Here is a 23,837-nt window from a genome sequence, read left to right as displayed (position 1 = left end):
AGGACTCGGCCGGGGCGGCGTTCGAGAACATCACGCGTTTGGTAGCAGAGGTGGACCAAGCGGAAGCCAGGGCAGGCTCGTAGCAACCCGGGCAACCCGCCGACTGCTCGCACTAGGCGGGCCGGCCACAGCGCCGAACGATGCGTTGATACGGTCCGCAGAACCGCGCTCTCCTGCCGCGAAGCGGCTCTACCGGATCTGCCGCGCAGCGGCTCTACCGGATCTGCCGCAGACAGTGCGCGGATCTGCCGATGAGCGGCCGTGTGGAGCGCCGCCATGATCCGCTTATGTGCCGGGCGTCCGCGCGGCACGGGCGGCCATGGAGCGTGCGGCGAATAGGCGAACCGGGAGGCATCCGCTCATGCTGCGTTGAGCGCTCGCGCGCATGACCATTATGCGATCTCGGCGATCACTCGGGCGATGTCTGCGCCGGAGCGAATCACCCGAATGCCGACCTCGTCAATCGCCTCTTGGGGTAGCCGGTCCTGACGGGCTGGGTCGGTGAGACAAAGCGGGCCATCTTGTGGCATGACCGCGACGCCCGCTAACGCCGCAACCTCGTAGATGATTTGCCAAACGCCCTCCCCCCGATCCGACTGAATCTGAAGCCAGTGATTGGGTCGTCGTCCATCCCGTAGATTTCAGTAGGCACCCCATCGACCACGATGTTGTGCCGCGCGTCGTCCATTAGCGGTTCGAGGAGCGCGCGCACGGCGGCCGGATTGTCGATCGGCTGGCCTTGAAAGTTTTCGACGAAGACGCTGTAGGACACGGATCAAGCTTGGCGTGGTCACAACGCCGACGTCCACAGGCTGCAGACGCGAACCGTCGCCTGCCCGGCTGCACCACGAAGGATCGGAGCCCAATGAACCTCACTCCGCGTCGTGCCACCTAGGCTTTAACCCGCATCAAACGCACGTTCATGCCGCGCCTAGCTCGGATTGGCTGCGGCCCGGATGAAGCTCAATACGCGAGGGAAGACGTAGCTGAACTCGCCGCCGCCTCATCCGTCAACGAGTCCACCTACTCGCTCCATAGCGTCCCAGAGTGGCTCAGCGGCTCGCACGAGATCCTCTGCGGCTGCGCCATCTACATTTAGGACAGCTTGCACCTCTGCAGGATCTCTCGACGAGACTCGGCTGGCAGGTCATCGAGCGGGTCGGCGTTCATGGCGAGACGCTATCCGTCTTCTAGCTGACTCGACCGGATCTGCCGCGCAGCGGCCCTACCGGATCTGCCGCGTAGCGGGTCGACAGATGCACACCTTCTCGCCGGCCAAGATGTGGATCAGCGGCCTGGACGCACTCAGCAAGCCGCTGCTGCACCTGCACACCCAGGTCAACGAGTCACTGCCGTGGGCGACCATCGACATGGACTTCATGAATCTCAACCAGGCCACGCACGGAGATCGGGAGTTCGGCTACGTCGCGACCCCCGGATCGGCCTCGACCGGCGCATCGTCGTCGGTCACGTCAACGACGAGGCGACGGTGGCCGCTGTGGCCGCATGGGTCCGGGCCGCGGTCGGGCGGGCGACGATGAGCGACCTGCGCGTGGCCCGCTTCGGCGACAACATGCGCAACGTGGCGGTGACCGAGGGGGACCAAGGTCGAGGCCGAATTGCGACTGGGTGTATCGGGCAACACCTACAGCGTCAACGAACTCGTCGCAGTCGTGGACGCCGTGCCCGCGGGCGACGTCGCCGCGCTGATCGAGCTCTACGACGACCTGTACGACGGCGCGCCCGAGTTGGGCGAGGGGGGCGAACGACGCGACGCGTTGCTCTACGGTGCTCGGATCGAAGCCGGCCTGCGCGCGTTCCTGGCGCAGGGACAATTCGGCGCCTTCACGACCAACTTCGAGGATCTCGGCGGTATGCGCCAGCTTCCCGGGCTGGCGGTACAACGGCTCATGGCCGACGGCTACGGCTTCGGTGGCGAAGGGGACTGGAAGACGTCCGCGTTGCTCGCCGGCGTGAAGGCGATGGCCTCCGGCCGGCCGGGCGGCACGTCGTTCATGGAGGACTACACGTATCACTTCGGCCCGGGACCGCAGCGCGTGCTCGGCGCGCACATGCTCGAGGTCTGTCCCAGCATCAGTGCGCAGCGGCCCTCCCTCGAGTTGCATCCACTCGGGATCGGCGGCCGGGAGGATCCGGTCCGTTTGACGTTCACGGCCGCGCCGGGGCCGGGTGTCGTCGTCGGGATGTGCGACCTGGGCGACCGGCTGCGCCTCGTCGCCAACGACGTGACCATCGTGGAGCCCGATGAGGAACTGCGCGCACTGCCGGTCGGCGCCGCGGTGTGGGAACCGCATCCGTCGCTCGCGGTGTCCGCGGAGTGCTGGATGCTCGCCGCGGGCCCCCACCACACGGTCCTCACGACGGCGGTCGACGCCGACGTCATCGACCAGTTCGCCGAGATGGTCGAGATCGAACTGGTCGGCATCGACTCGGACAGTCGACCACGCCGTTTCCGCGACGAACTGCGTTGGAACAACGCCTATCGACGGCTGCGACTCGCGCTGTAATTCCTCGTCGACGCGGACGTAAGTAGAGTCGTTGTGATGAGTGATCCGAACGACGAGAAGGCGCCCATGCAGGTCGGACCGGACACGCCGGACGACGGCAAGTCCACCGACGAGCGAGCGTCCACCGACGAGTTGCCGCAGGCCGAGGCCGTGGAGGCCGAGAAGTCCGACGACGTGGACGGGCCCGAGGACTTCGGACCGATCACCGAGTACGGCGACGACTGACAGCCGGGCGCGGTTTGACGAAGACGTGGTCTGGGGGAAGCCCTCGGACATGCCGGAAACCACGTCAGCGCTGCACTCGCTGTGGCTCGACAGCGCACCGTCGACCACGTACCGGCAGCTCGACGAGGACATCGACGTTGACGTCGCGGTCATCGGCGGCGGAGTCGGCGGCCTGACGACCGCCCGGCTGTTGCAACGCGACGGCGCGCGGGTCGCCGTCCTCGAAGCCGACCGGGTGGGCAACGGCGTCACCGGCTGCACCACGGCCAAGGTCAGCGCGCTGCAGTCGACGATCTACTCGACCATTCGCAAGCGCAACGGAGCGGCCGCGGCCGCCGTGTACGCCGAGGCCAGTTGGTTCGGCGTCGAGCAGCTGGCCATCCTGGCCGGCGAGGAGTCCATCGACTGCGACCTCGAGCGGCGCGACGCGTACACATACGCAGCCAAGCCGGGGGAGCGCACGTCGGTCACCGACGAGGCGTCGGCGGCGGCCGAAGCCGGCTTGCCCGTCGAGCTGGTCGACACACCGGACCTGCCGTACGCGGTGTACGGGGCGGTTCGGCTGGCCGACCAGGTGCAGCTCCACCCGACGCGCTACGCGCAGGGGCTGGCCGCCGCCATACACCGCAACGGGTCGTCGATCTTCGAGGGGTCCCGAGCGCTGGGCGTCGACGAGGGGACGCCGTGCCGCGTGCGGACCGCCGAGGGCTCCGTACGTGCCGACCACGTCGTGGTGGCCACCCACTACCCCTTCCTCGACCGGGGGCTGTACTTCGCGCGGCTCAAGCCGCAGCGCTCGTACTGCATCGCCGTCCGGCTGGCCTCCGGGGCGCCGCCGCGAGGGATGTCGATCAGCGCCGGCAGCCCCACCCGCTCGGTCCGCTCGTCGGGCGATCTACTGATCGTCGGCGGGGAGAGTCACAGCGCCGGGGCTCGCGAGGCCACCCCGGAACGGTTCGAGCGGTTGGCCGAATTCGCCGGGCGGCACTGGGACGTCGAGGCGGTGACCCATCGCTGGTCGGCCCAGGACCCCGTTCACTACGACCACCTGCCGGTGATCGGTCCGTACCGGCCGGGCAGCTCGCGACTGTGGGTCGCGTCCGGCTTCATGAAGTGGGGCTTCAGCACCGCAACGTTCGCAGCCAAGATCCTCAGCGACCGCATCGCCGGGCGCGAGAATCCGTGGGCCGCGACGTTCTCGCCGACGCGGCTGTCACCGCGGTCGCTGCACGACGTCGGCCAGCTGGGTGCCAAGTTCACCGTGGACTTGCTCGGCGACCGGGTGCGGCGCCCCGAGGCCGGATCGGCCGACGACGTCCCCGTCGGAGAGGCGCGGGTTCTGGGCGACGGCTTCGGCCGCAAGGGCGTCTTCCGCGACGACGACGGTGGGCTGCACGCCGTCTCGGTCCGGTGCACGCATATGGGCTGCCTGCTGAGGTTCAACGGCGCCGAACGCTCGTGGGACTGCCCGTGTCACGGCTCGCGATTCGATGTGGACGGAGCTGTGCTCGAGGGACCGGCCGTCAAGCCGCTCGAGCCTCGCGATCCCTGACCGTCCCGAAGGGTTGCGCGTGGCAGGGTGAGGCCCATGCATCCGACCGGGCGGCAGATCGAACTCGCAGCCGACGGCTACACCGTCGCCGTCACCGAAGTGGGTGCGACGTTGCGGACGTTCGCCTACGACGGGCGGCCGCTGATCGCTGGCTTCGCGGCGCGCGAGTCGATGCCCGATTTCAACGGTGCGGTGCTGGCGCCGTGGCCCAACCGGATTCGCGACGGTCGGTACGACTTCGGGGGCCGCACGCATCAACTGCCGGTGTCCGAGCCGAGCCGGGGCACGGCCCTGCACGGCGTGGTCGCCTGGCAGCCGTGGGCGGTGCAGCACGCCGACCGGTCCGCTGCGGAGCTGAGCACGGTGATCTACCCCCAGCGGGGCTACCCGTTCCTGCTGACGTTGACCGCGCGCTACTCCCTCGACGCCACCGGTTTGCGTGTCGAGATGTCGGCCCGCAATGAGGGCGCCGCCGACGCGCCGTACGGCGTGTCGATCCACCCGTGGTTCGTGACCGGACCCGAGCCGCTGGCCGAATGGGTCCTCACCCTGCCGGCCGCCGAGGTGATGACCACCGACGACCGGCTGCTCCCGACCGGCGTCGTGCCGGTCGATGGCGAGCTCGATTTCCGGAGCGGGCGACCGCTGGGCGACATCGCGCTCGACCACGCCTTCACCGGCATCGAGTTCCCCGATGGGGTCGCGACGGCCACGCTCCGGGCACCCGGCGGCGCGGGGGTCGAACTCAGCTGGGGCCCGGACTCGCGCTGGGTGCAGGTCTGCACGGGCGACCAGGCCGGACCGGACGTGAACCGGCGGGCGATCGCCATCGAGCCGATGAGCTGCCCGCCCGATGCCTTCCGGTCCGGCGACGGGCTGGTCCGCCTGACCCCTGGGCAGACCCACTCGCTGAGTTGGCGGTTCGCGGCGATCAGCTGACGTCGGGCTGGGCAGCGAGGCCGCACCTCGCGCCTGAAGTCGGGCCACCGGCGGTCGACGCTGAGCTCGTCGAGCCGGTACACCGCGTCGTCGGCGTTGGGTATGACCTCGACGGCCCGTCGCGTGATCACCGACAGGACGTCGTCCAGGCGGGGTTGCGCGGACAGCTCGCGGCCGAGCCGGGTGAACAGTTCGGCGAGCGCATGCTGCTCGCCGAACTGGTCCGGTTCATCCGCATCGATCACGAAGTGTCCGGGTCAGCTGTTCGGGCTGGTGTTGTCGATGCCGCCGAGCGAGGCCAGGAACTCGTGGCACTTCCTCGCCCGCTCCGAGTCCTGCGCCATCACCTGCTCGAAGAAGTCGGCGATGTCGTCCTTGCCGGCGTTGCGCGCGTCGCAGACGTACTGCCCGTAGTCGTGACCGGCCTTCAGCGAGTGGTACTGCAACGACACAAGGTCGTAGGTGACGTCATCGAAGCCGGTTTCGCCGGTAGCCATGGCATCTCCTTCGTGGGTGTCCGATATCAGTCGCGTACCCCGACAATTCGGCCGATAACCGGGTCAGATCCGCCGCGGTTTCCCATCAGCGTCGGGCGGGTACTCGGCTTGCGTAGGCGCTCTCGTCCAACAAGCGGCGATGCGAGGCGGTAACCGCCGGGCGCAGCCGCTGACGTGACTCGAGTTACGAAGTTCTACGAAGACGTTCCGAATCCGGAGCACTCACACCAGCTGGAGGACCGATGAGTGACTATTACCCCCCGCCGTCGCCGGGAGAGGCGACCTTCGAACCGACGCAGGCGATGCCGGCCCAGGAGCCGGAATCGACGTCGATGACGGACAAGGCGAGCGAGATGAAGGACAAGGCGGCTGAAGCCGCCAACGAGGGCAAGCAGGCCGCCGGACAGGTCGCGCAGACCGCGGTCGAGCACGCCCACGATGTGAAGGACGAAGCCGTGCGTCAGGCCCGCGATCTGGCGGGTGAAGCGCGGCAGCAGGTGTCCTCGCAGGTGGGCCAACAGCACCAGGCCCTGGTCAGCAACCTCCGTTCGCTCGGCTCGGAGCTCGGCTCGATGACCCAGAGCACCGAGGGACAGTCCGGCGTGGCGACCGAACTCGTCAGCCAGGCCAAGGACCGCATCGACGGCCTGGCCAACTGGCTGGACGGCCGCGAGCCGGGACAGCTCCTCGACGAGGCGCGCAACTACGCCCGCCGCCGTCCGGGCATGTTCCTGGTCGGCGCCCTTGCCGCCGGCGTGGTCGCCGGTCGCCTGACCCGCGGCGTCGTGGCTGCGCACACGTCCGACGACTCGTCCGGTCACTCGGGAGGGGCAACGCAGGAGAGCCTGCCGTCCTACGGCGGCATGGAGTCCCCGGCCGCGACCGGCTACTCGACCGGTGGCCAGTACGGCCAGTACGGCCAGCCCGGCTATCCCGCCGTCCCGGAGAGCACGCAGGGCTACGGCTCGACATCGACCTACGGCGACAACGCGGGCAGCGAGTTCGCCGCTCCGGCCTACGGCGAGCCCCAGCCGGTCCAGCCGACGCAGGACCTGCCCAACGGGGGGGCCTGGCGATGACGACCCCGAACAATGCGTCAACGACCGGGCCGCGTGCCGATGTCTCGAACGCGTCGGTCGGCGAGCTGATCGGTGAGGTCAGTCGCGACCTGTCGACGCTGATGCGCCAGGAGCTCGAACTGGCCAAGGCGGAGATCAAGACCGAGGTCGCCAAGGCCGGCAAGGGCGTCGGCATGCTCGGTGGCGCCGGGTTCGCCGGCTACATGGTGGCGCTCTTCCTCTCCATCGCCCTGTGGTGGGGACTGGCGAACGTGATGGACGAGTCCTGGGCGGCGCTGATCGTCGCTGCCATCTGGGCCGTCATCGCCGCCGTGCTGTTCGCGAGCGGGCGCAAGACGATGCGCACCGTCAATCCCAAGCCGGAACGCACCGTGGAGACGGTCAGCGAGATCCCCGGCGCTCTCAAAGGACGATGAGGAGAACAACGCATGAGCAGTCCGGAACAGATTCAGCGTGACATCGAGGGCACCCGGCAGTCGCTGAGTGCCGACGTCGATCGCCTGACCGAAAAGGTCTCGCCCGGCCGTGTGGTCAGCCGTCGTGTCGACCGGGTCAAGGGCACCGCCACCAGCTTGAAGGAGCGCGTCATGGGCTCGATGCCTACCGACAGTCTGCGTTCGGCCGGCAGCACGGCCGGGTCCGGTGTCTCGTCGGCCACCGGCGCGGTGAGCGGCGCGGCATCGAGCGTCGGCGACGCCGTGTCCGGTCTCGGCAGCGCCGCGGCCTCCGCGCCGCAGGCGGTCCGGCAGCAGGCGCAGGGCAACCCGCTGGCGGCCGGCCTGGTCGCCTTCGGCGTCGGCATGGTCATCGCGTCGTTGGCGCCGGCCAGCGAGAAGGAGCAGGAGCTCGCGGCCCAGGCCGAGGAGAAGGCTCGCGGTCCGCTGCAGGACTCGGCGAAGGCAGTGGCGTCCGAGCTGCAGGGCTCTGCGCAGCAGGCAGCCCAGCAGGTCAAGGACGCCGCGACTCAGGCGGTCAGCGACACCGCCGACCAGGCGAAGTCGGCCGCGGACGACGTGAAAGCGCCCTTGCAGGGGTGAGCGACCAGGGCAAAGGGAGCGGCGGCGCCACTGGCGCCGCCGCTCGCGTCTTCGGCAAGGGTCTGGCCGGCGTCTTCGGTGCCGCCGGTCGGCTGCGCCCGGCGACGAAACCGCTGCATCCGCGGGGCAGCGTTCACGCCGCGACGCTGGAGCGGGTCGGCCTGAGCGAACCGACCGGCGTCGACTGGTTGGACACCGGCGGGGTCGACGAGGTGCTCGTACGCCTGTCCCGGTCGGTCGGCCTGCCCGGCCCGGTGCCAGACGTGCTCGGCCTGGCGATCCGGGTGCCGCTCGGGGGTTCCCGGCACGGTGATCTGTTGTTCGCGACGACGGGCTCCGGCCCGATCGGGCGCTTCGTGCTTCGGCCCGTCCGTGACCCGGCGGCGAGATACTCGACGTTGTTGCCCTACCGGACGCCGGCCGGGTCGCTGCTGCTGGCGGCGGCAGGAATCACCGGTCCGGCCGGCGACCTGCGCTTCGATCTGCAGGTCGCGTCGCCGCCGCGAGGGCCGTGGCGGCGGTTCGGAAGCCTCACGGTCTTCCCGGAGCCCTCGCCCGACGAGTACGTGGCCTTCGACCCGATGACCAACCCGATCGCGGGCCTCGAACCGTACGACTGGATTCGCCAGCTGCGCGCCCGGTCTTACCGCGCCGCGCGGCACAGCCGCGGCGACGAGCGCGTCCAGCCCTAGCTCTCTGCTCGCGGGCGCAAAGAAACCCGGCACCGCCGCGAGGCCGGTGCCGGGTTCTTCGGTCAGCTGGAGGCTTACCCGCGGGTGTTGACCGCGCGGCGACCGAGCGCGACACCGAGGGCGACCATTGCGGCGCCGAGCACGAAGTGCAGCCAGTTGTCCGCGGTGTTGACCGGGACGAAGTTGGCGTTGCTGTTCTTGTCGATGAGCAGGCCGTAGATCCACAGCACGAGGTAGATCACGCCGCCGCCGATGAGGAAGTTCTTGGCGCCGGCCGCGGTACGGGCCAGAGCCAGCCCGACGATCCCGAACAGCAGGTGCACGACGTTGTGCAGCACCGAGACGTTGAAGATGCCGAGCAGCTTGGCCATCGAGTTGTGGCCGGCACCGGTCATGTCGCCGTAGTGCGTGGTGATCCCCGGAACGAAGCCGAGGATGCCGACGAGGACGAACGTCGCAGCGACGACGGTCGCCGCCAGCTGCAGCCGGCTGCGGTCGGTCCGAGACGACTGCTGGTGGGCGGTGGTCATGATGAGCCTTCCTGTGGAACCAGCCCGTGAGTTCGAGCTCTCGACCGCGGTACCCGCCTGGATCACAGGGCAAACCGGTGCAGCGGGCCACTCCTCGATAGCGCGGGCGCCGCAGTGGGCACCTCATGGGTATGGCAGAGAACACGACGCGGATCAACGCGAGCCCCGCGCAGACCTTCGCCGTCCTCGCCGACGGGTGGATGTACACCAACTGGGTCGTCGGCACCTCGCACATGCGCGCCGTCGAGGCGGACTGGCCGGCCAAGGGCAGCCGGCTCTTCCACGCCTCTGGCGTGTGGCCGATGGCGATGCGCGACGAGACGGTGGTCGAGGAAATGGAGCCCGACCGCAGGCTGGTCCTGCTCGCCCGCGGCCGGCCCTTCGGCGAGGCGCGGATCGTGATCGACCTCGAAGCGGACGGCGACGGCACCCGGGTGACCATGCACGAGACGCCGGTCAGCGGGCCCGGCCAGTGGTTGCACAACCCGCTGTCGGAGGCAATGCTCGTCCGCCGCAATACCGAGGGACTGGCCCGGCTGGCCGCAGTGGTCGAACGGCGCACGACACCCGCCGACTGAGGAGGCAGATCATGACCCAGGGCATCCCGGCGTCGGAGCTGAGCGACGACGACCTCGAACGCGAGCTGAGCCATGTGCACGAGAAGCGCCATGACATCTTCGTCGACGGCACGGTGGACCAGCTACGCAACCACAGCGCCCGCGCGTCCGAGCTCGAGCAGGCGTACCTGCAGCGATTCGCCGGCCGGGTGAAGGACGCGGACGAAAAGGCCGCGCTGTGAACGTCCCCGCCGCGGCTGAGGAACCCGTCGAGGAGCCGGCCGCCACGCTCACCCCCTATCCGGACGGGCCGCTCGTTCTGCGCGGGGACTTCGAGATCCGCTCGGTGGACGGCGCCTGTATCGAAAGTGGTCGCACCGTTGCCCTCTGCCGTTGCGGCCGCTCGGCGGTCAAGCCGTTCTGCGACGGGAGCCACAAGATCGCGCGCGCGCTCGGCGGAGCGCGGACACGGACGTCGCCGCGCGACTGATCCGCCGTCCCGCATACGGCGTGCCGCCGAACGCGACCCGTCGTGCCACGGCGACCCATGCGCACACGGCGCGCTCGGCGATCCACGCCGGCGCCAGCCACGATGCCGACGGAGGGAAGTAGGACGCCCCGCCCGCGCGGCGCCGGCCGACCTCGGCGGTCAGGATCGACCCGGCGGTCAGGCCGACCAGGACCCGGCCGCGGCCTGCCCCGGCCAGCGCCAGAGGCAGCAACGCGAGCTCGACGGCCAACCGGCCTGGTTGGGCGAGCGAATCGTAGGCCTGCCGGACGCGCTGCCCGGCGAAATGCTTCGCGGTGGGTGGGAGCCGATGCACGTACAGGTCGCGCGCGACCATCGGCCGCCCGCCGTCGGCGATCACCGAGCGGATCAGCTCGAGGTTCTCGAACAGCACGTTGCCGTCGTAACCGAGGTGCCGCATCCGTTCGCTCAGACGCACACCCAGGGTGCCGGGATAGTCCCCCGAGGGAAGGGCGCGATTCACCAGCGTGCGCGCGGTGTCCCAGCGCGCCGGCCACGGCAGAGGCGCGTAGTAATTCTGCGGCATCACCACGTCGGCCTCCTCGAGCAGCTGCTCGAGTCGGGCCAGCTCGGCTGGCTGGTACCGCACGTCGTCGTCGGCGATCACCACCTTGTCGGACGCGGCGAGGGTGAAGCCGGTCAGCACGCCGGCGACCTTGCCGTTCGCGCACTGCAAGTCGGCGCGTGGCGCCACGTGGGTGACGCCGGCGAACAGTGCCTGGTTGCGACGGAAGGTGTCCGGGTCCGACCCGTCGACAACGATCACCGGCAGCCGAGTGCGCAGATCCGCGACGTAGCGGGCCAGCTCCTGCAGGTCGTCGTTCGGGCCGGCCTTGATCGGCAGCAGGTACTGCACGTGCTCAGGAGACGTCGGCGATCGGGCTCGTGGCCGCCGCGCCCACGTCGCGCAGCGACGACACGTGGGCCCGCCAGGATTCGAGCATCTGCTCTGCGCTGAGATTGCCGAGGTGCAGGGCAGCCGCCGCGCCGAAGACGATGTCCTCGGCCAACTCGGGCTCGTCGTCGGCCAGGCTGGCGCAGAGGTCGTAGAGCGCCAGCTGTTCGTGCAGCGCGTCGGCTGTCACGTGCTCGTCGTAGAACCGACGGGTTGCCGCGTCACCGCCGAGCCGGCGCAGGCCCTGACTGTAGCGCCGGTTCGGCGCCGAGGACGTCATCTCGAACGCCGCGAGGTGCCCGGCCAGCGCGCCGCGCAACTCTCGGCGCAGCCCGAACACCGACATCAGGTTGTTGTTGGCAAGGGTGATCGCCGGCACGGCGTCGACGTACCGGCCGTAGGTGTCGTCGAGGCCGAGGCCGCGCATCGTGGCGCGGAACAGCTCGGCGTGCATGCGCGCGGCATTTCCGCCGCCGTACTCGTCGGCCTGGATTTCCACCAGGGCGGCCTTCGCCCGGCCGGCCAGGCGAGGGATTCCCCAGGTGTGGGGATCGGCCTCCTTGAGGTGGTAGACCGAGCGGTGGATCACGAATTCGAGGAACTGGTCCCGGGTGCCGCGTCGTTGCAGGTAGCGGGCCAGCGGAGGTCCGTCATCGGCCGCGACGAGCCGGCGCAGCCGTTCCGGCAGCGGCGCCGTTTCGAGGGGGACGACCACGGCCGCGCGGACCGCGTCGAGCAGGCCGGACTCTAGATCGCGCCGCAGCGAGATCAGCGCCGGCTCCCATTCCCAGCCGTCGGCCACGTCGTCGAAACCGCGGTAGTGCAGTTCGAAGCAGATCCACAGAGCCAGCTGCGTGTCGTCGTCGGTCAGCGGTTCGGCGACGCCCAGTGGCGGCGCCGGTACTGCCGACGGGTCGTCCCCGCGCAGGGCGGCGACCAGGGCCGTCGTCAACGGGCCCCGGGCGGCGGGCAGCAGCATCGGTGCCTCCGGTCGGACGCGGTTTGTCGGTTGATGCTTCCCCTCTTCGCCGACCGGGCAAACCGAAGCCGGAGTCGGTAGGCCTGCGGCTCAGCGGTGCAGTTCGAGGACGCAGCACTTCGCGCCCCCGCCGGCCCTGCGCAGCTCACTGGTGGAAGCGCGCAGCACCGCGAATCCACGCTCGACGATGCGCTCGGCCAACTCATCGCACTCGGTCGTCATGATGACCGTCGAGCCGTCACTGAGCATGTTCAGCGCGAGCGCGGCCGCTTCCCGTTCGTCGGCCAGGATCGCGTCCGGGAACAGCTCTCTCAGCACGTCCTGGCTCTCCGGGGCGAACGCGCCCGGCCAGTAGGCGACGGTATCGGCGTCGAGCCGCGCCAGCGCGGTGTCGAGGTGGTAGAAGCGCGGGTCGACGAGTTGCAGGGCGACCACCGGACGGCTGAAGTAGTCCTGCACCTCCTTCACCGCGCGGGGGTCGGAGCGCAGCCCGGTGCCGGCGAGGATGCGCTCGCCGGTGAGCAGGAAGTCACCCTCGCCCTCGTTGACGAAGCGGGCCTGCCTGACCTCGGCCAGGCCGAGGTCCTTCATGGTCCGGGCGAAGTGCATCGATTCGGCGTCGCGTTCGGCGTGCCGGAAGCGCGGCACCAAGCCCCGGTCGCCGATGACGATGCCGCCGTTGGCGGTGAACACCATGTCGGGTAGGTCAGGGTCGGCCGGCATCACGTCGACGTGATGGCCGAGCGCGATCAACGTGTCGTGCAGCCTCTGCCATTGGGCGATCGCGGCCAGCACGTCGACGGGCTGGGCGGGATGCATCCAGGGATTGATGCTGTAGCGCACCGCGAAATAGGTCGGCGGGCACATCAGGTAGCGCCGCTGGACCGGCATCGACCCGGCGATCGCCGTGGCCGGCGCCGCTGAAGCGACGTTCACCGTCATACAGGCGGCATCCCCGCCCGGCGGCCCTTCCTAAACCCTGGGTGCTCAGGTGAGGTGGGGGAGGCGCTGGTCGGCGCCGAGCAGCGCGGCGAACAGGTCCCCCTTCTCCTCGAGCCGCGGCAGCACCGTCCGGATCGTGAACTTATCCGGCCGCAACGTCGGGTCGTCGAGCTCGTCCCACCCGATCGGCACCGAGACGGGGGCTCCCGGCGCCGGGCGCGGGCTGTACGGCGCCACCAGCGTCTTGTTGATCGCGTTCTGCGTGTAGTCGAGCCGGGCGAGGCCGCCCCGGTCGCGGACCTGCCATTTCCAGCTGACGAGTTCGGGCACGACTGCGCCGACCGTCTTGGACAACTGCTCCACCCAGGCGCGCGTCTCGTCGAAGTCCGGGCCGCGGACGATCGGAACCCAGATCTGGATGCCGCGGCGCCCGGTGATCTTGGGGCGCGCCAACACGTCCAGATGCTCGAACGCGGTCCGGTGCAGGCGGGCGAGGACGAGGAGGTCGTCCCACGAGGTCGTGTTGCCGGGATCGAGGTCGATGAGTGCGTAGGTCGGCTGGTGCGGTTTGTCGACCATCGAGGTCCAGGCGTGCCACTCGAGCGCGCCGAAGTTGGCCGCCCACACCAGCGCGGCCGGCTCGTCGACCACGAGGTAGGTTCGCGTCTCGCCGGGATCGGCTTCGGGGTTGTCCCAGCGCGGCAACCATTCCGGTGCGTGGTCGGGCAACTCCTTGTGCCAGAACCCCTTCGTACCGGCGCCGTTCGGATACCGGTGCATGTTCAGCGCGCGACGCGTCAGATAGGGCGCCAGGATCGGCGCGATCCGAGCGGCGTACCGCAACAGGTCGCGCTTGGTCACCGGTTGCTCGCCCTTGCGCGCATCGAAGAGCACCTTGTCGAGGTTGGTCACCCGCAGCTCGCGGCCGAAGATCGCCCAGTCGCCGGCCCGGTCGAGCCGGTCGAGCGCGGCGAGTTCGTCGGCCGAAGCGGCGCCGACCGAGGCCGGCTTCAATGACAGCGACGCCCGGGCCGCCGGCACGTCGGAGCGCCACATCCGGTCAGGGTCGGCTTTGACGTCGTCGTTGGTGCGGCCGCTGAGGACGGACTGCGGGTGGTCCTCGGCGTCCCATCCGTCGACGGCGAAGTCGTCGTGCTTGTGCAGGAGCAGCCATTCCTCCTTGCCGGACCCATCGGTGCGGGTACGCACGAGGACGAAGCGGCCCCGCAGTTTCTCGCCGTGCATCTCGACGTGCAGCTCGCCGTTCGCCACCGAGCGCGCGGGGTCGGGCGGGTCGCCCGCCTTGTGCGGCTCCCACGTGCCGGCGTCCCAGACGATGACATCCCCGCCGCCGTACTCGCCGGCCGGGATGACGCCTTCGAAGTCGAAGTACTCGAGCGGGTGATCCTCGACGTGGAAGGCGGCGCGCCGCACGTTGGGGTCGAGCGTCGGACCCTTGGGCACCGCCCAGCTCGCGAGCACGCCGTCGATCTCGAAGCGCAGGTCGTAGTGCAGCCGCCGCGCCCGATGCCGTTGCACGACGAAGCGGCGGGCGCCGTCGGCGGTCGGCGGGGTTCCGCCCGCGGGCTCGGCCGTGCGGGAGAAGTCGCGCTTCGCGCGGTAGGTCGCGAGCTTGCCCGCAGACCCGGAGCGACGACGAGGAGGCACCCTTCGAGTGAAGCGCGCGCCGCCGGGGGCGGCAAACGAGCTGTTCGCCGCGATCGCGCCGCCGGGCAGCCGAAAACGGGCGGCCGGGGATGGACCCGATCGCCCGCTCCGGCGTGCTGGTGTTTAGAGCGCCCGGACGCCCTGGGCCTGTGGGCCCTTTTGGCCTTGACCGACCTCGAACTCGACCTGCTGGCCTTCGTCGAGCGTCTTGAAGCCGCTTCCCTGGATCTCCGAGTAGTGGACGAACACGTCCGCGCTTCCGTCATCGGGGGCGATGAATCCGAAGCCCTTCTCGGCGTTGAACCACTTGACCGTTCCCTGCATGCTGCTCCAACCCATAGACGAGAGTCCGAACTGTATTCGTACGGCTCCGCCGCCGTTCCTAGTGGTGCGGACGCTCGACCGTCAAGTTTTTCCGCCGACTTGACCGCTAAGTCGCCAGATTTGTCCGGCCCGACCGGGAGAGCGAGTGGAGCGGCCGCGTGCTCGCGGCACCGGTCAGCCATCTGCGAGCCCGCGGCCAGTCGAAGGTCCCGAATAGTTTGGCAGTGCGGAGAACCCGTTTTACGGTGATCTGGCGCGCTACACGGGCAGGCAGCGACGCCAAAGCGAAATAGCCCGGCAACTCACGACTGGATCTTGCATATGTCCTTCCCGCCCGCCTCGCGCAATCTCCGCCCGTTGACCGCTGCGATCGCGCTAATCGGCATCGCCGGCCTCACAGTGGCCGGGTGCGCGACGCCGACCAACGGATCGCCGCATATTCAGGCCAAGCCGGCGGCCGTGCGAGTTGCGGCCGCCCGCGCGGCCGGCCCGGTCGCGATCACGGCGCAGCCGGGCGGGCCGAACGGCCTGAGTGCCGCCGATGTCGCCGCCAAGGGCGCACCTCGCGCGGCCGCCCTGGCCGCGACCGTGGCTCCGTCGGCCGCCGAGGCTGTGGCATCCGGACTGGCCGCCAGCGGAATCCCGAGCACCGCCCTGGCCGCCTACAAGCGTGCCGCCACCCGCGAAGCAGCCCGAGCGCCCTCGTGTGGGCTCGCCTGGCCGCTGCTCGCCGGCATCGGCCGGGTGGAGTCCGATCATGGCCGGTTCGCCGGTGCGACCCTGCACGTCGACGGCCTGTCCACGCCACCGGTCGTCGGCATTCCGCTCAACGGCAAGGGGACGGCCGTCATCCGGGACACCGACGGCGGCCGTCTCGACGGCGACAAGGTCTACGACCGCGCGGTCGGCCCGATGCAGTTCATCCCGTCCACTTGGGCGGGCTGGGGCGTCGACGCCAACGCCGACGGAGTGCGCGATCCGTTCAACATCTTCGACGCGGCGGCTGCCGCGGCCGACTACCTGTGTGCCGCGGGTGGCGACCTGACCACTGCACACGGCCAGGTGCAGGCGATCCTGACCTACAACCAGTCGATGGACTACGTGAAGACGGTCATGGGCGTCGAGAGGATCTACGCCGACGGCGTCGGCGTGACCGTCCCGGTCCTCCCCGCGACGGGACCGGCCGGCTCCCCGGCTCCGAACATCCCGCCGGCCGATCCCGGTACGCCCCGCGGCGCCACGACGGCCCGGACCGCGGTCACGATGAGCGCCGTCGCGCCGACTCGCCGCAGCCCAACGGGCGCTACGTCGACAGGAAGCGCGTCGACAGGCACTGCGGCTTCGGGCAGTGCTCCGGCGTCCGGTGCCTCGTCCAGCAGCCCGGCGCCCACGCCGACGCCCACACCGACGCCGACGCCCACGCCGACGCTCACCCCGACGCCCGATCCGACCTGCAGCCCGGATCCCACGGCTACGCCGGACCCGACGACCGCGCCGGGCGGCACGCCGGCAACCTGCTCGGCGCCGGCACCGGCGCCATCGACCTCGAACTCCCCGACTGCCGGTCCCTGACTCAGGACAGGATGTCGGCCACGGCGCCGACCTGCTCCGGCGGAGACTGCACGATGAGGCTGGTGATCACGGTCGAGTTCCACAGTTGGAGTTCGTCGCGGATCTTGGCCGCCGGCCCGACCAGCGCGATGTCCTCGACCAGCTTGGTGGGTACCGCACCCATGGCCTCGAGCTTGCGGCCGGACAGGAACAGCTCCTGGATCTCCGCGACCTCGGCCTCATAACCGAGGCGGGCGAAGTGGTTGGCATGGAAGTTCATGGACTTCGCCCCCATGCCGCCGATGTAGAGCGCGATGGACGGGCGGACCAGGTTCGCGGCCTCTTCCACGTCGTCGTGCACCACCATGGGGATGAAGGCCGGAACCTCGAAGTCGGCCGCCGTCCGCCGCGCACCCGGCCGGGCGAAGCCCTCGGCCAGTGCCTCGCGGTAGAAGCCGTCCATCTTCGGCGAGAAGAACATCGGCAGCCAGCCGTCGGCGATCTCGGCCGACAGCGCCACGTTCTTCGGCCCCTCGGCACCGAGCATGATCGGGATGTCGCTCCGCAGCGGGTGCACCGTCGACTTCAACGGCTTGCCCAGGTTCGCGCCGCCCGGGTAGGGCAGGGGATAGAACTCGCCGGCATGCGTGACCGGCACGTCCCGCGCGAGGATCCGGCGGATGACCTCGACATACTCGCGGGTACGGGCGAGCGGTTTCGGGTACGGCTGGCCGTACCAGCCCTCGACGACCTGCGGGCCCGACGCCCCGAGACCGAGGATGAACCGGCCGCCGGACAGGTGATCGAGAGTCATCGCCGCCATGGCCGCGGCCGCGGGCGTGCGGGCCGAGATCTGCATGATGTTCGTTCCGAGACGGATCCGCTCCGTCGAGGCACCCCACCAGGCCAGCGGCGTCAGGCAGTCCGATCCGTACGCCTCCGCGGCCCAGATGGAGTCGAAGCCCAGCCGCTCGCATCGGGCGATGGCTTCGGGCACGCCCGCGGGCGGGCCGGCCGACCAGTAACCGGTGTGGTAGCCGAGCTTCACCGAGGTCTCCTCTGCGGTCGAGCGCTAGAACGTGTTCCAGATCGTATCCAGGCGCCGGGCCGGCGAAGCGTCGGGCGAAGGTCCCGACTTTGGCCGCAGAGTTGCGGGCTGGCCGCGCGATCCCTAGCGTTTCTGTCACGCCATGTGCGGGTCGGGTGCGGAATCCGTCGTTGAAACGACGGCGGGCTGGGGGGCTCTCGGTGGTCGTGGAGGTTCGACGATGAACGAGGGTTCAAGTGACGTGCCCCCTCCGGGGGCCGTCGCCTGGCTGGATGTGTCGGCCGACAACCCCGACACGTGGACCGGACGCCTGCCCACGGGGCCGCTTGGAATGCAGATCTCGCCCCTGCGTACGGGTCGGGCCCCGTACTTCTTCAAGGGCGGCCGGCTGCGCGGGACTCGCTGTATCTGGTCGGCGTCGACACTGAGCGGGGCCGAGCTCTACCGGCCACCCCGTGCCGCCGCGGGAGGGGCGTTCGACTGCGGCGTGCATCTGCTTGCGCGGGTCGAGGGCACCGGCTCGGTGTTCGATCCAGTCGGCCTTGCGACCGGCATAATGCGCGTGTACGACGCGGCCGACGAGATCGCCGAGCAGTTCACCGCGAATTCCCACCTGTACACGCTCAACATCCCCTTGGCCGCGATCGGCGTGGAACCGTCGGTGATCCGCGAGATGGCCGACCAGCCCTACGAGCTGACTCCGTTCCAGTTGCAGTTGCTGCGCGCCGCGGTGGGGCTGCTGTTGGTGGGCGGGGACGAGCTACGCACCTCGTCCAGTCTCATCGGGGTGGATCGGTACCTCGCGGCGCTCGCCGCGCTGTTGCTGCGCACCGCGGTGCGCCGTCCGGGCCCGGATCTGGCCCAGGCCGAGCAGGTTCGGGTGCGCACGGACGCGATCATCTACGAGCAGGCGACGGATCCGCTGCTCACGCCGGCCACCATTGCCGCCCAGCTGAACATCTCCCTGCGTCAGCTCTACCGTGCGTTCAACGGCACGGAGAGCCCCGCCGCGCGAATCCGTCGGCGTCGCCTCGAGCGCGCCGCGGAGATCCTCGGCACGCGCAGCGGGCCGGGCCACGTCGAGCGGGTGGCGGTGGAGTGCGGCTTCGCGTCGGCCGAGTACTTCTCGCGCGCGTTCCGGCGCGAGTTCGGCTTGAGCCCGCGCGCCTACCGTTCGACGCACCGTGACGCGGCGTCGCGCTGAGGGTCGCTCAGTCGGCGGCGTCACGTTCGGCGCGGTCGAGCGCCGACCGCGCTTCGCGCCGCTTGCTGCGTGTTGAGGCGACCTCCTTGCGGGCGGTCTCGATGTCGCTGCGCGCGGTGTCCAGCTGATCCTGCACCTTGGCCAGCTTCTTGGTCAGTCGCTTGATCTCCTGGCTCAAGCCCTGCTCGGTGTCGCGCGCCTCGCCGGAGGCTGCGTCCGCCTCGTCGAAGGCTTTCTGCGCCGCCGCCAGGGCCCGCTCCTGACGGCGCCTGTCGGCCGCGCTGCGCTTAGGCTTCTCCGGACGGCGGGCCGGCTCCGGGGTGCGGGTCCGCCCACCCTGGACGAGCGTCAGCTCGGGCGACCAGGTTGGTGCGAAGCCAAAGCCGGACCACTGCTCGGCGCGCTGGAGCCGACCGAGTCGTCCGGCCAGATCGTCGTCGGCGATAGCGGCCTCGAACGTTCCGGTGACCTCGTCACGCAGCCCCGCCGGTGGTTGGTTGCGGCCGGCCAGGCGGAAGGCGTCCTTGGCCAACCTGCTGACAAGGGCGCGTCGCTCGCTGGTCAAATCGCGCATCCGTGCCGCGTCGAGCGCGTCCTGGGCCTCGCGCAACCGCCCACCGAGATCGGTCAGCTGGTCGACGATCGACGGGTCGGACAGGACGTAGGCGTTGACGATCCAGGCCGCGGCGGTGGGTTTGCGCAGCTTCTCGATGCGGGCGGCCCCGGCCGAGTCACCGCTGGCTCGCACGCGCTGAGCCACGTCCGCGCGCTTGGCCATGAACTCGTCGGGCGACACCGCGTACAGCTCGTTCGCGGCCTCGGTCACCGCGTCGTCCTCATCGGCCACACTGGTCATTCTGGCGCATCGGCCATGCCGTTCCGGACGGCGACGGTGGCCGCCTCGACGCGCGACGCGACGCCGAGCTTGCGCATGAGGTTGGTGACGTGGACGCTCGCCGTCTTCTCGCTGATGAACAGTGACTCGCCGATCTGCCGGTTCGTCCGGCCCTGTGCGACCAAGCGCAGCACGTCCAGCTCGCGGGGGGTGATGTCGAGCGAGGCGACGCCGTCGCGCTGGACCGCGCCGTCGGCGAGATCGAGGCGGGCGCGGCGGGCCAGCCCGCGGATCTCGGCCTCGAGCGGCTTGGCATTGAGGGTGACCGCCGTGGCCAGCGCGGCGCGGACCAGCGCCGCGGCGAGGTCGCGGTCGCCAGCGGTGCGGATCAGCGCGTCGGCGCGCGCGACGCTCGCCGCCGCCTCGTCGAACGGCTGGCCGGCGCGGCGCCATGCGTCCTCGGCCGCCGCCCACAGGTCCGGGTCCGGTGAACCGGACACCTGGGCGAAGAGGGCCTCACCGGTGGCGATCCAGCCGGCTGGCTCGGGCAACATCGACACCCCGCGCTTGGCGAACTCGGCCGTCGCCGCGTGCATGCGCCGATGCAGGTCGATCGCGACCGTGCGGGCAGCCTCGACCTCCGCCGCGTCCCGGCGACCGTCGGGTGAGTCGAGGCGGTCGGCCTCGAGCCGCAGCCCGAGCGCGAAGGCCATCGCCCGGAAGAAGTGATCGTCCGTCTGCTCGATGAGGGTCAACGCATCGGCGACGTAGCGGCGACCGCGATCCCACTTGCCGTCGATGACGCACAGCCGGGCAGCTATGAGGAAGCCGAGGCCCGCGAATTGCACGTCGTCCGCCTCGGCGGTGTTGACGAGCGTGGCCTGCACGAGGCGCCGAGCTTCGTCGATGCGACCGGTGTTGATCAGCACCGGCAGCCACCGCAGTTCTTGATACGGGTCTCCGTTGGGGATGCGAGAGTCGTCGTGAATGGCCTCGGCCTCGGCCCAGCGGCCCGCGCAGTGCATGGCCGCTATAACGTTGCCGGCGATCGCCTCGCCGTAGTGACGGGCATGCCCGACCTGAACGACGTAGTCGAGCGCCTCGCGCCCGGTCGCCAAGGCCTGGTCGTGGCGGCCGCCCTGGTAGTGGGAGTGCGACAGGTTCGTGTAGGTCCGGGCTGCGTGCTCGCCCGCGCCGACGGACAGGCTGAGTTCGAGCGCGCGGTCGAGCTCGGCGAAGCCCGCGTCGACCTGACCGGCGCCGAACAGCGCCGGTCCGTAGCTGCACCGTGCGTGCGCCTCGACGTCGACGGCGCCGGTCTCGACGGCGACGTGGATGGCGTGCTCCAGCACCGGAATCGCCTCGCGGTACAGGGCGCGCACCATCAGGCTCTGGCCACGGGCCGACAGCACGAAGGCCTTGTCAGGCGAGGCCGGGCGGTCGGCGACCAGAGCGTGGGCGTGCTCGTAGGCGGCGATGGAGGCGGCGCCGTGGTGCTGCGTCCAGTTGCTGCGCCCGATCCGCTCGTGGACGAGCGCGCGCTTCTCGGCCGGCGCGTCCTCCCCCATCTCCCGTAACGCCGCTTCGGCCAGGTCGACGGCGCGGTTGGTCCGGGTCGTCGCCTGCACGGCATCCGACGCCCGCAGCAGCAGATCCGCGGCCGTCATTCCGGCCAGGCTCAGCGGATCGTCGATCTGGTCCATCACCACCAGTGCCCGCTCGTACTGCTCGGCGGCGTCGGCCAGGGCGTAGACCTTCTCGGCCTCAAGCCCGGCCCGGACGGAGGCCTGGAACGCCTTCGGCGCGTCGCGCGCGGCGTCCCAGTGGTGGGCCAGCATCGCCCAACGGGTGTGCGAAGGCAGGTGTTCGGCGGCCTCGAGGATGCCGCCGGTGGCCACGTGCAGGCGGGTGCGTTCGCCGGGTAACAGGTCGTCGTAGAGCGCTTCGCGAACAAGCGCGTGGCGGAAGCGGCAGGTGTCGGCGTCGAGGACGAGCACCTGCTCGTCGACGGCCTCGCGGAGCGCGGCAGTGACGATCTCTAGCGCGGTGCCGGTGACGGCAGCGAGCAGCTCGTCGTCGACGTGGTCGTCGATCACCGCAGCGGCGCGCAGCAACCGTCTCGCGTCGTCGGAGAGCAACTCGACGCGCGCCAGGATGACCTCGGCCAGGGTGTCGGGGAGGCCGCCCGTCAGCCGTCCCGCGGCGACGAGTTCTTCGACGTAGAAGGGATTGCCGCCGCTGCGGGCGGCGAGTTCGTCGACCTGCGCGTCGTCCAGGTCGCCGGCGTCGATCTCGCCCAGCAACTGCTCGACGTCGGCCCGTCCCAGACCGTCGATGTCGATGCGCTCGACACGCTCGTTGCGTTCCAGCCCGGCGAGGACGGGACGCAGCGGGTGGCGGCGGTGGATCTCGTCGTTGCGCAGGGTGAGGACGAGCGTCACCGCGGCGTTGCGAAGGTTCCGGCCGAGGAACGCAACCAGGTCGCGGGTCGACGCGTCGGCCCAGTGCAGATCTTCGAAGACCAGCAGGACGGGAGCGCGGGCGCCGAGCCGGGTCAGCGCGCCGAGCAGGTGTTCGAACAGCCCACCACTGGCGGTGCGGGCCTCGTCGTCGCCGCTGAGCAGGGCGCTCAACTGAGTGCGGCCGCTGCCGAGCACCTCGTCGAACTCTTCTTCACCCAGTTGCTTCTGCAGGTCGCGCAGCGCCTCGACGAGCGGCGCGAACGCGATCGACACCTCTCCGAGTTGCACGCAGCCGCCGATGACGGCGCGCACGCCTTTCTCGTGAGCCCGCTCGATCGCCTCGGTGACAAGTCGGGTCTTGCCGATGCCGGCGTCGCCGGTGATGAGCACGATGCGAGAGTCGCCGGTGGTCGCCGCATCGAGGGCAGCCAGCAACGACTCGACCTGGGCCGAGCGCCCGATGAGTGTCCGGCTGGTGACCCTGCGCGCCACGCCGCGAGTATCCACCCCAGCGAGATCAGTGCTCGGTGGCGCGGCGCTGCGGGCGGCTGCGGCGGGAGTGCGCGCGCGCGGCTCGGCGCTGGCGGGCCCGCTGGGCCTGCGACAGCAGTTCGGCGTGACGGTAGTCCGACGCGTAGGTGCTGAGGTAGTAGCTCATGCCGTACACGTTCGCCCTAAGGCAAGGGGTGGCGCCTCGGGAGAATGCCTACTCCTCGACTCGACCCGGCCTTAGGTATTTGTCCGGCCTGGCCGGGCTCCTTGTCATTGACGCCCGCTGGCGTCAACATGAGGATGAGCACCGAGGGGGCGCGGCCATGGCGCGAATCAAACTTGTCGTGGTGATCTGTACATCGGCGTCGTTGATCGCCTCCTGCTCGTCCTCGAGCAAGGGGAAATCCACCGATTCGACGTCGCCGCCGGCTGGCACCAGCGCCGCGGCGACGAGTTCGGCTCCGGTCGCGTCCGCGGCCTCGACACCGCCCTCGTCGTCGGCGGCGATCGGCGCCCCCGACCTGTCCGGTACGTGGAACGGGAGGTACAGCGGTGCCTTCAGCGGAACGTTCGTCCTCAAGTGGACTCAGGCGAACGGAAAGCTGTCCGGCACGATCAACTTGTCCACGGCCCCGGGCACGCTTCCGATCAACGGGACCATCACGAACGGGCACATTCAATTCGGCACCGTCGGCTCGAGTGCGGTCACCTACACGGGCTCCGCGTCGAACAGTTCGATGTCCGGCAACTACAAGGTCGGCGGAAATGCCGCGGGCACCGGTTCTTGGACAGCGACCAAGTCCTGATCTGGAGACTCACTCGTTCGTCTAGTCCAGGCAGAATTCGTTGCCCTCGACGTCCTGCATCACGAGGCAGGCCTCGTCCTCGTCATCGGCCGGTAACAGGTGCAGGCGGCGCGCACCGAGCGCTTGCAGGCGAGCACCCTCGGTCTCGAGCGCCGAGACCCGTTCATCGCCGGTGAGCCCTACGCCGACCCGCACATCGAGGTGCAGCCGGTTCTTCACCGTCTTGCCCTCGGGGACGCGCTGGAAGAACAACCGCGGCCCGATGCCCTCCGGGTCCTGGCACGCCCAGGTCGCGCCCTGCCGCTCCGGGGGCAGCGAGGCATCGAAGGCGTCCCAGGACGCGAACCCATCCGGCACCGGAGGGTCCACGTAGCCGAGCACGCTCTTCCAGAACTCGGCGACGGCGCGTGGATTCGCGCAGTCGAAGGTTACCTGCACCGTTTTCACCTTGGTCATCAAGTCAGCC

Annotated in this window: 26 protein-coding genes and 1 pseudogene; 13 read left to right on the top strand and 14 right to left on the bottom strand. The window is 70.1% G+C overall.

Annotated elements, in window-relative coordinates; genetic code table 11:
• Positions 1-544: 544 nt before the first annotated feature.
• Positions 545-772 (bottom strand): hypothetical protein, encoded by a 228-nt coding sequence (locus ABR571_RS11770; protein WP_409453395.1) that lies wholly within the window; start codon positions 770-772, stop codon positions 545-547.
• Positions 773-986: 214 nt separating this feature from the next.
• Between ABR571_RS11770 and araA the strand changes: the two are divergent.
• From araA to ABR571_RS11750, 4 genes and pseudogenes are all read left to right on the top strand, one after another.
• Positions 987-2,528, top strand: a pseudogene (gene araA, locus ABR571_RS11765) (L-arabinose isomerase).
• 36 nt (positions 2,529-2,564) lie between these two features.
• On the top strand, positions 2,565-2,753 hold the full coding sequence (locus tag ABR571_RS11760; protein WP_409453394.1) for a hypothetical protein: 189 nt from the start codon (positions 2,565-2,567) through the stop codon (positions 2,751-2,753).
• 49 nt (positions 2,754-2,802) lie between these two features.
• Positions 2,803-4,305, top strand: coding sequence for an FAD-dependent oxidoreductase (locus ABR571_RS11755; RefSeq protein WP_409453393.1), 1,503 nt, complete (start codon positions 2,803-2,805; stop codon positions 4,303-4,305).
• Positions 4,306-4,341: 36 nt separating this feature from the next.
• Positions 4,342-5,244 carry an aldose 1-epimerase family protein gene (locus tag ABR571_RS11750; RefSeq protein ID WP_409453392.1) on the top strand — a complete coding sequence of 301 codons (903 nt, stop codon included), beginning with the start codon at positions 4,342-4,344 and terminating at the stop codon, positions 5,242-5,244.
• A gap of 257 nt (positions 5,245-5,501) precedes the next feature.
• Here the strand turns inward: ABR571_RS11750 and ABR571_RS11745 are convergent, their stop codons facing one another.
• Positions 5,502-5,741: an acyl carrier protein gene (locus ABR571_RS11745; RefSeq protein ID WP_409453391.1), complete on the bottom strand. Its 240-nt coding sequence runs from the start codon at positions 5,739-5,741 to the stop codon at positions 5,502-5,504.
• A gap of 242 nt (positions 5,742-5,983) precedes the next feature.
• Between ABR571_RS11745 and ABR571_RS11740 the strand changes: the two genes are divergently transcribed.
• Genes ABR571_RS11740 through ABR571_RS11725 form a run of 4 tightly spaced genes read left to right on the top strand, consistent with a single transcriptional unit; the run spans position 5,984 to position 8,549 of the window.
• Positions 5,984-6,820, top strand: coding sequence for a hypothetical protein (locus ABR571_RS11740; protein WP_409453390.1), 837 nt, complete (start codon positions 5,984-5,986; stop codon positions 6,818-6,820).
• Positions 6,817-7,236 (top strand): phage holin family protein, encoded by a 420-nt coding sequence (locus tag ABR571_RS11735; protein ID WP_409453389.1) that lies wholly within the window; start codon positions 6,817-6,819, stop codon positions 7,234-7,236. Before ABR571_RS11740 ends, ABR571_RS11735 begins: the two co-directional genes overlap by 4 nt.
• A 12-nt stretch (positions 7,237-7,248) precedes the next feature.
• Positions 7,249-7,857: a DUF3618 domain-containing protein gene (locus tag ABR571_RS11730; protein WP_409453388.1), complete on the top strand. Its 609-nt coding sequence runs from the start codon at positions 7,249-7,251 to the stop codon at positions 7,855-7,857.
• On the top strand, positions 7,854-8,549 hold the full coding sequence (locus tag ABR571_RS11725; RefSeq protein ID WP_409453387.1) for a hypothetical protein: 696 nt from the start codon (positions 7,854-7,856) through the stop codon (positions 8,547-8,549). Before ABR571_RS11730 ends, ABR571_RS11725 begins: the two co-directional genes overlap by 4 nt.
• Positions 8,550-8,623: 74 nt before the next feature.
• Here the strand turns inward: ABR571_RS11725 and ABR571_RS11720 are convergent, their stop codons facing one another.
• Positions 8,624-9,079, bottom strand: a complete 456-nt coding sequence (locus ABR571_RS11720; RefSeq protein ID WP_409453386.1) for a DUF4383 domain-containing protein — start codon at positions 9,077-9,079, stop codon at positions 8,624-8,626.
• 131 nt (positions 9,080-9,210) lie between these two features.
• Here ABR571_RS11720 and ABR571_RS11715 point away from each other — a divergent pair, with 131 nt between their 5' ends.
• The 3 genes from ABR571_RS11715 to ABR571_RS11705 are packed head-to-tail and all read left to right on the top strand — an operon-like array spanning position 9,211 to position 10,126.
• Entirely contained in the window at positions 9,211-9,657 is a 447-nt protein-coding gene (locus ABR571_RS11715; RefSeq protein WP_409453385.1) for an SRPBCC domain-containing protein, read from the top strand.
• Between the two features lie 11 nt (positions 9,658-9,668).
• Positions 9,669-9,878, top strand: a complete 210-nt coding sequence (locus ABR571_RS11710; protein ID WP_409453384.1) for a DUF6158 family protein — start codon at positions 9,669-9,671, stop codon at positions 9,876-9,878.
• Complete coding sequence (locus tag ABR571_RS11705) at positions 9,875-10,126, top strand: CDGSH iron-sulfur domain-containing protein (protein WP_409453383.1); 252 nt, start codon at positions 9,875-9,877, stop codon at positions 10,124-10,126. Before ABR571_RS11710 ends, ABR571_RS11705 begins: the two co-directional genes overlap by 4 nt.
• On the opposite strand, the gene ABR571_RS11700 is transcribed toward ABR571_RS11705, so the two are convergent.
• The 5 genes from ABR571_RS11700 to ABR571_RS11680 form a co-directional block, all read right to left on the bottom strand.
• Positions 10,047-11,021, bottom strand: a complete 975-nt coding sequence (locus tag ABR571_RS11700) for a glycosyltransferase family 2 protein (RefSeq protein WP_409453382.1) — start codon at positions 11,019-11,021, stop codon at positions 10,047-10,049. The two genes, ABR571_RS11705 and ABR571_RS11700, sit on opposite strands and share 80 nt — an antisense overlap.
• A gap of 4 nt (positions 11,022-11,025) precedes the next feature.
• Positions 11,026-12,039: an iron-containing redox enzyme family protein gene (locus ABR571_RS11695; RefSeq protein ID WP_409453381.1), complete on the bottom strand. Its 1,014-nt coding sequence runs from the start codon at positions 12,037-12,039 to the stop codon at positions 11,026-11,028.
• Positions 12,040-12,129: 90 nt separating this feature from the next.
• Positions 12,130-12,981, bottom strand: coding sequence for a dimethylargininase (gene ddaH, locus ABR571_RS11690; RefSeq protein ID WP_409453380.1), 852 nt, complete (start codon positions 12,979-12,981; stop codon positions 12,130-12,132).
• A 45-nt stretch (positions 12,982-13,026) separates the two neighbouring features.
• Positions 13,027-14,649 carry a DNA polymerase ligase N-terminal domain-containing protein gene (locus ABR571_RS11685; RefSeq protein ID WP_409453379.1) on the bottom strand — a complete coding sequence of 541 codons (1,623 nt, stop codon included), beginning with the start codon at positions 14,647-14,649 and terminating at the stop codon, positions 13,027-13,029.
• Between the two features lie 123 nt (positions 14,650-14,772).
• A complete protein-coding gene (locus tag ABR571_RS11680; protein WP_409453378.1) occupies positions 14,773-14,988 on the bottom strand; it encodes a cold-shock protein in 216 nt (71 codons plus the stop codon).
• A 342-nt stretch (positions 14,989-15,330) separates the two neighbouring features.
• Between ABR571_RS11680 and ABR571_RS11675 the strand changes: the two genes are divergently transcribed.
• Positions 15,331-16,545 carry a lytic murein transglycosylase gene (locus ABR571_RS11675; RefSeq protein WP_409453377.1) on the top strand — a complete coding sequence of 405 codons (1,215 nt, stop codon included), beginning with the start codon at positions 15,331-15,333 and terminating at the stop codon, positions 16,543-16,545.
• 1 nt (position 16,546) lies between these two features.
• On the opposite strand, the gene ABR571_RS11670 is transcribed toward ABR571_RS11675, so the two are convergent.
• Positions 16,547-17,572 (bottom strand): LLM class F420-dependent oxidoreductase, encoded by a 1,026-nt coding sequence (locus ABR571_RS11670; protein WP_409453376.1) that lies wholly within the window; start codon positions 17,570-17,572, stop codon positions 16,547-16,549.
• A 220-nt stretch (positions 17,573-17,792) separates the two neighbouring features.
• Here ABR571_RS11670 and ABR571_RS11665 point away from each other — a divergent pair, with 220 nt between their 5' ends.
• Complete coding sequence (locus ABR571_RS11665) at positions 17,793-18,776, top strand: helix-turn-helix domain-containing protein (protein WP_409453375.1); 984 nt, start codon at positions 17,793-17,795, stop codon at positions 18,774-18,776.
• A gap of 7 nt (positions 18,777-18,783) precedes the next feature.
• Here ABR571_RS11665 and ABR571_RS11660 read toward each other — a convergent pair whose 3' ends face one another.
• The 5 genes from ABR571_RS11660 to ABR571_RS11640 form a co-directional block, all read right to left on the bottom strand.
• Entirely contained in the window at positions 18,784-19,623 is an 840-nt protein-coding gene (locus tag ABR571_RS11660; RefSeq protein ID WP_409453374.1) for a hypothetical protein, read from the bottom strand.
• Positions 19,624-19,628: 5 nt separating this feature from the next.
• Positions 19,629-22,565 carry a helix-turn-helix transcriptional regulator gene (locus ABR571_RS11655; protein ID WP_409453373.1) on the bottom strand — a complete coding sequence of 979 codons (2,937 nt, stop codon included), beginning with the start codon at positions 22,563-22,565 and terminating at the stop codon, positions 19,629-19,631.
• Between the two features lie 25 nt (positions 22,566-22,590).
• The gene (locus tag ABR571_RS11650; RefSeq protein WP_409453372.1) at positions 22,591-22,731 is read right to left on the bottom strand and encodes a hypothetical protein; all 141 of its coding nucleotides are present in this window, start codon (positions 22,729-22,731) and stop codon (positions 22,591-22,593) included.
• Between the two features lie 123 nt (positions 22,732-22,854).
• The gene (locus tag ABR571_RS11645; RefSeq protein WP_409453371.1) at positions 22,855-23,145 is read right to left on the bottom strand and encodes a hypothetical protein; all 291 of its coding nucleotides are present in this window, start codon (positions 23,143-23,145) and stop codon (positions 22,855-22,857) included.
• Positions 23,146-23,392: 247 nt separating this feature from the next.
• Positions 23,393-23,827: a VOC family protein gene (locus ABR571_RS11640; RefSeq protein WP_409453370.1), complete on the bottom strand. Its 435-nt coding sequence runs from the start codon at positions 23,825-23,827 to the stop codon at positions 23,393-23,395.
• Positions 23,828-23,837 lie beyond the last annotated feature (10 nt).

The organism is Jatrophihabitans sp. (genome assembly GCF_046262535.1).
Classification (GTDB): domain Bacteria; phylum Actinomycetota; class Actinomycetes; order Mycobacteriales; family Jatrophihabitantaceae; genus Jatrophihabitans.
Note: the sequence above shows the minus strand (reverse complement) of the source record. Positions and strands in the feature narration are given on the sequence as shown.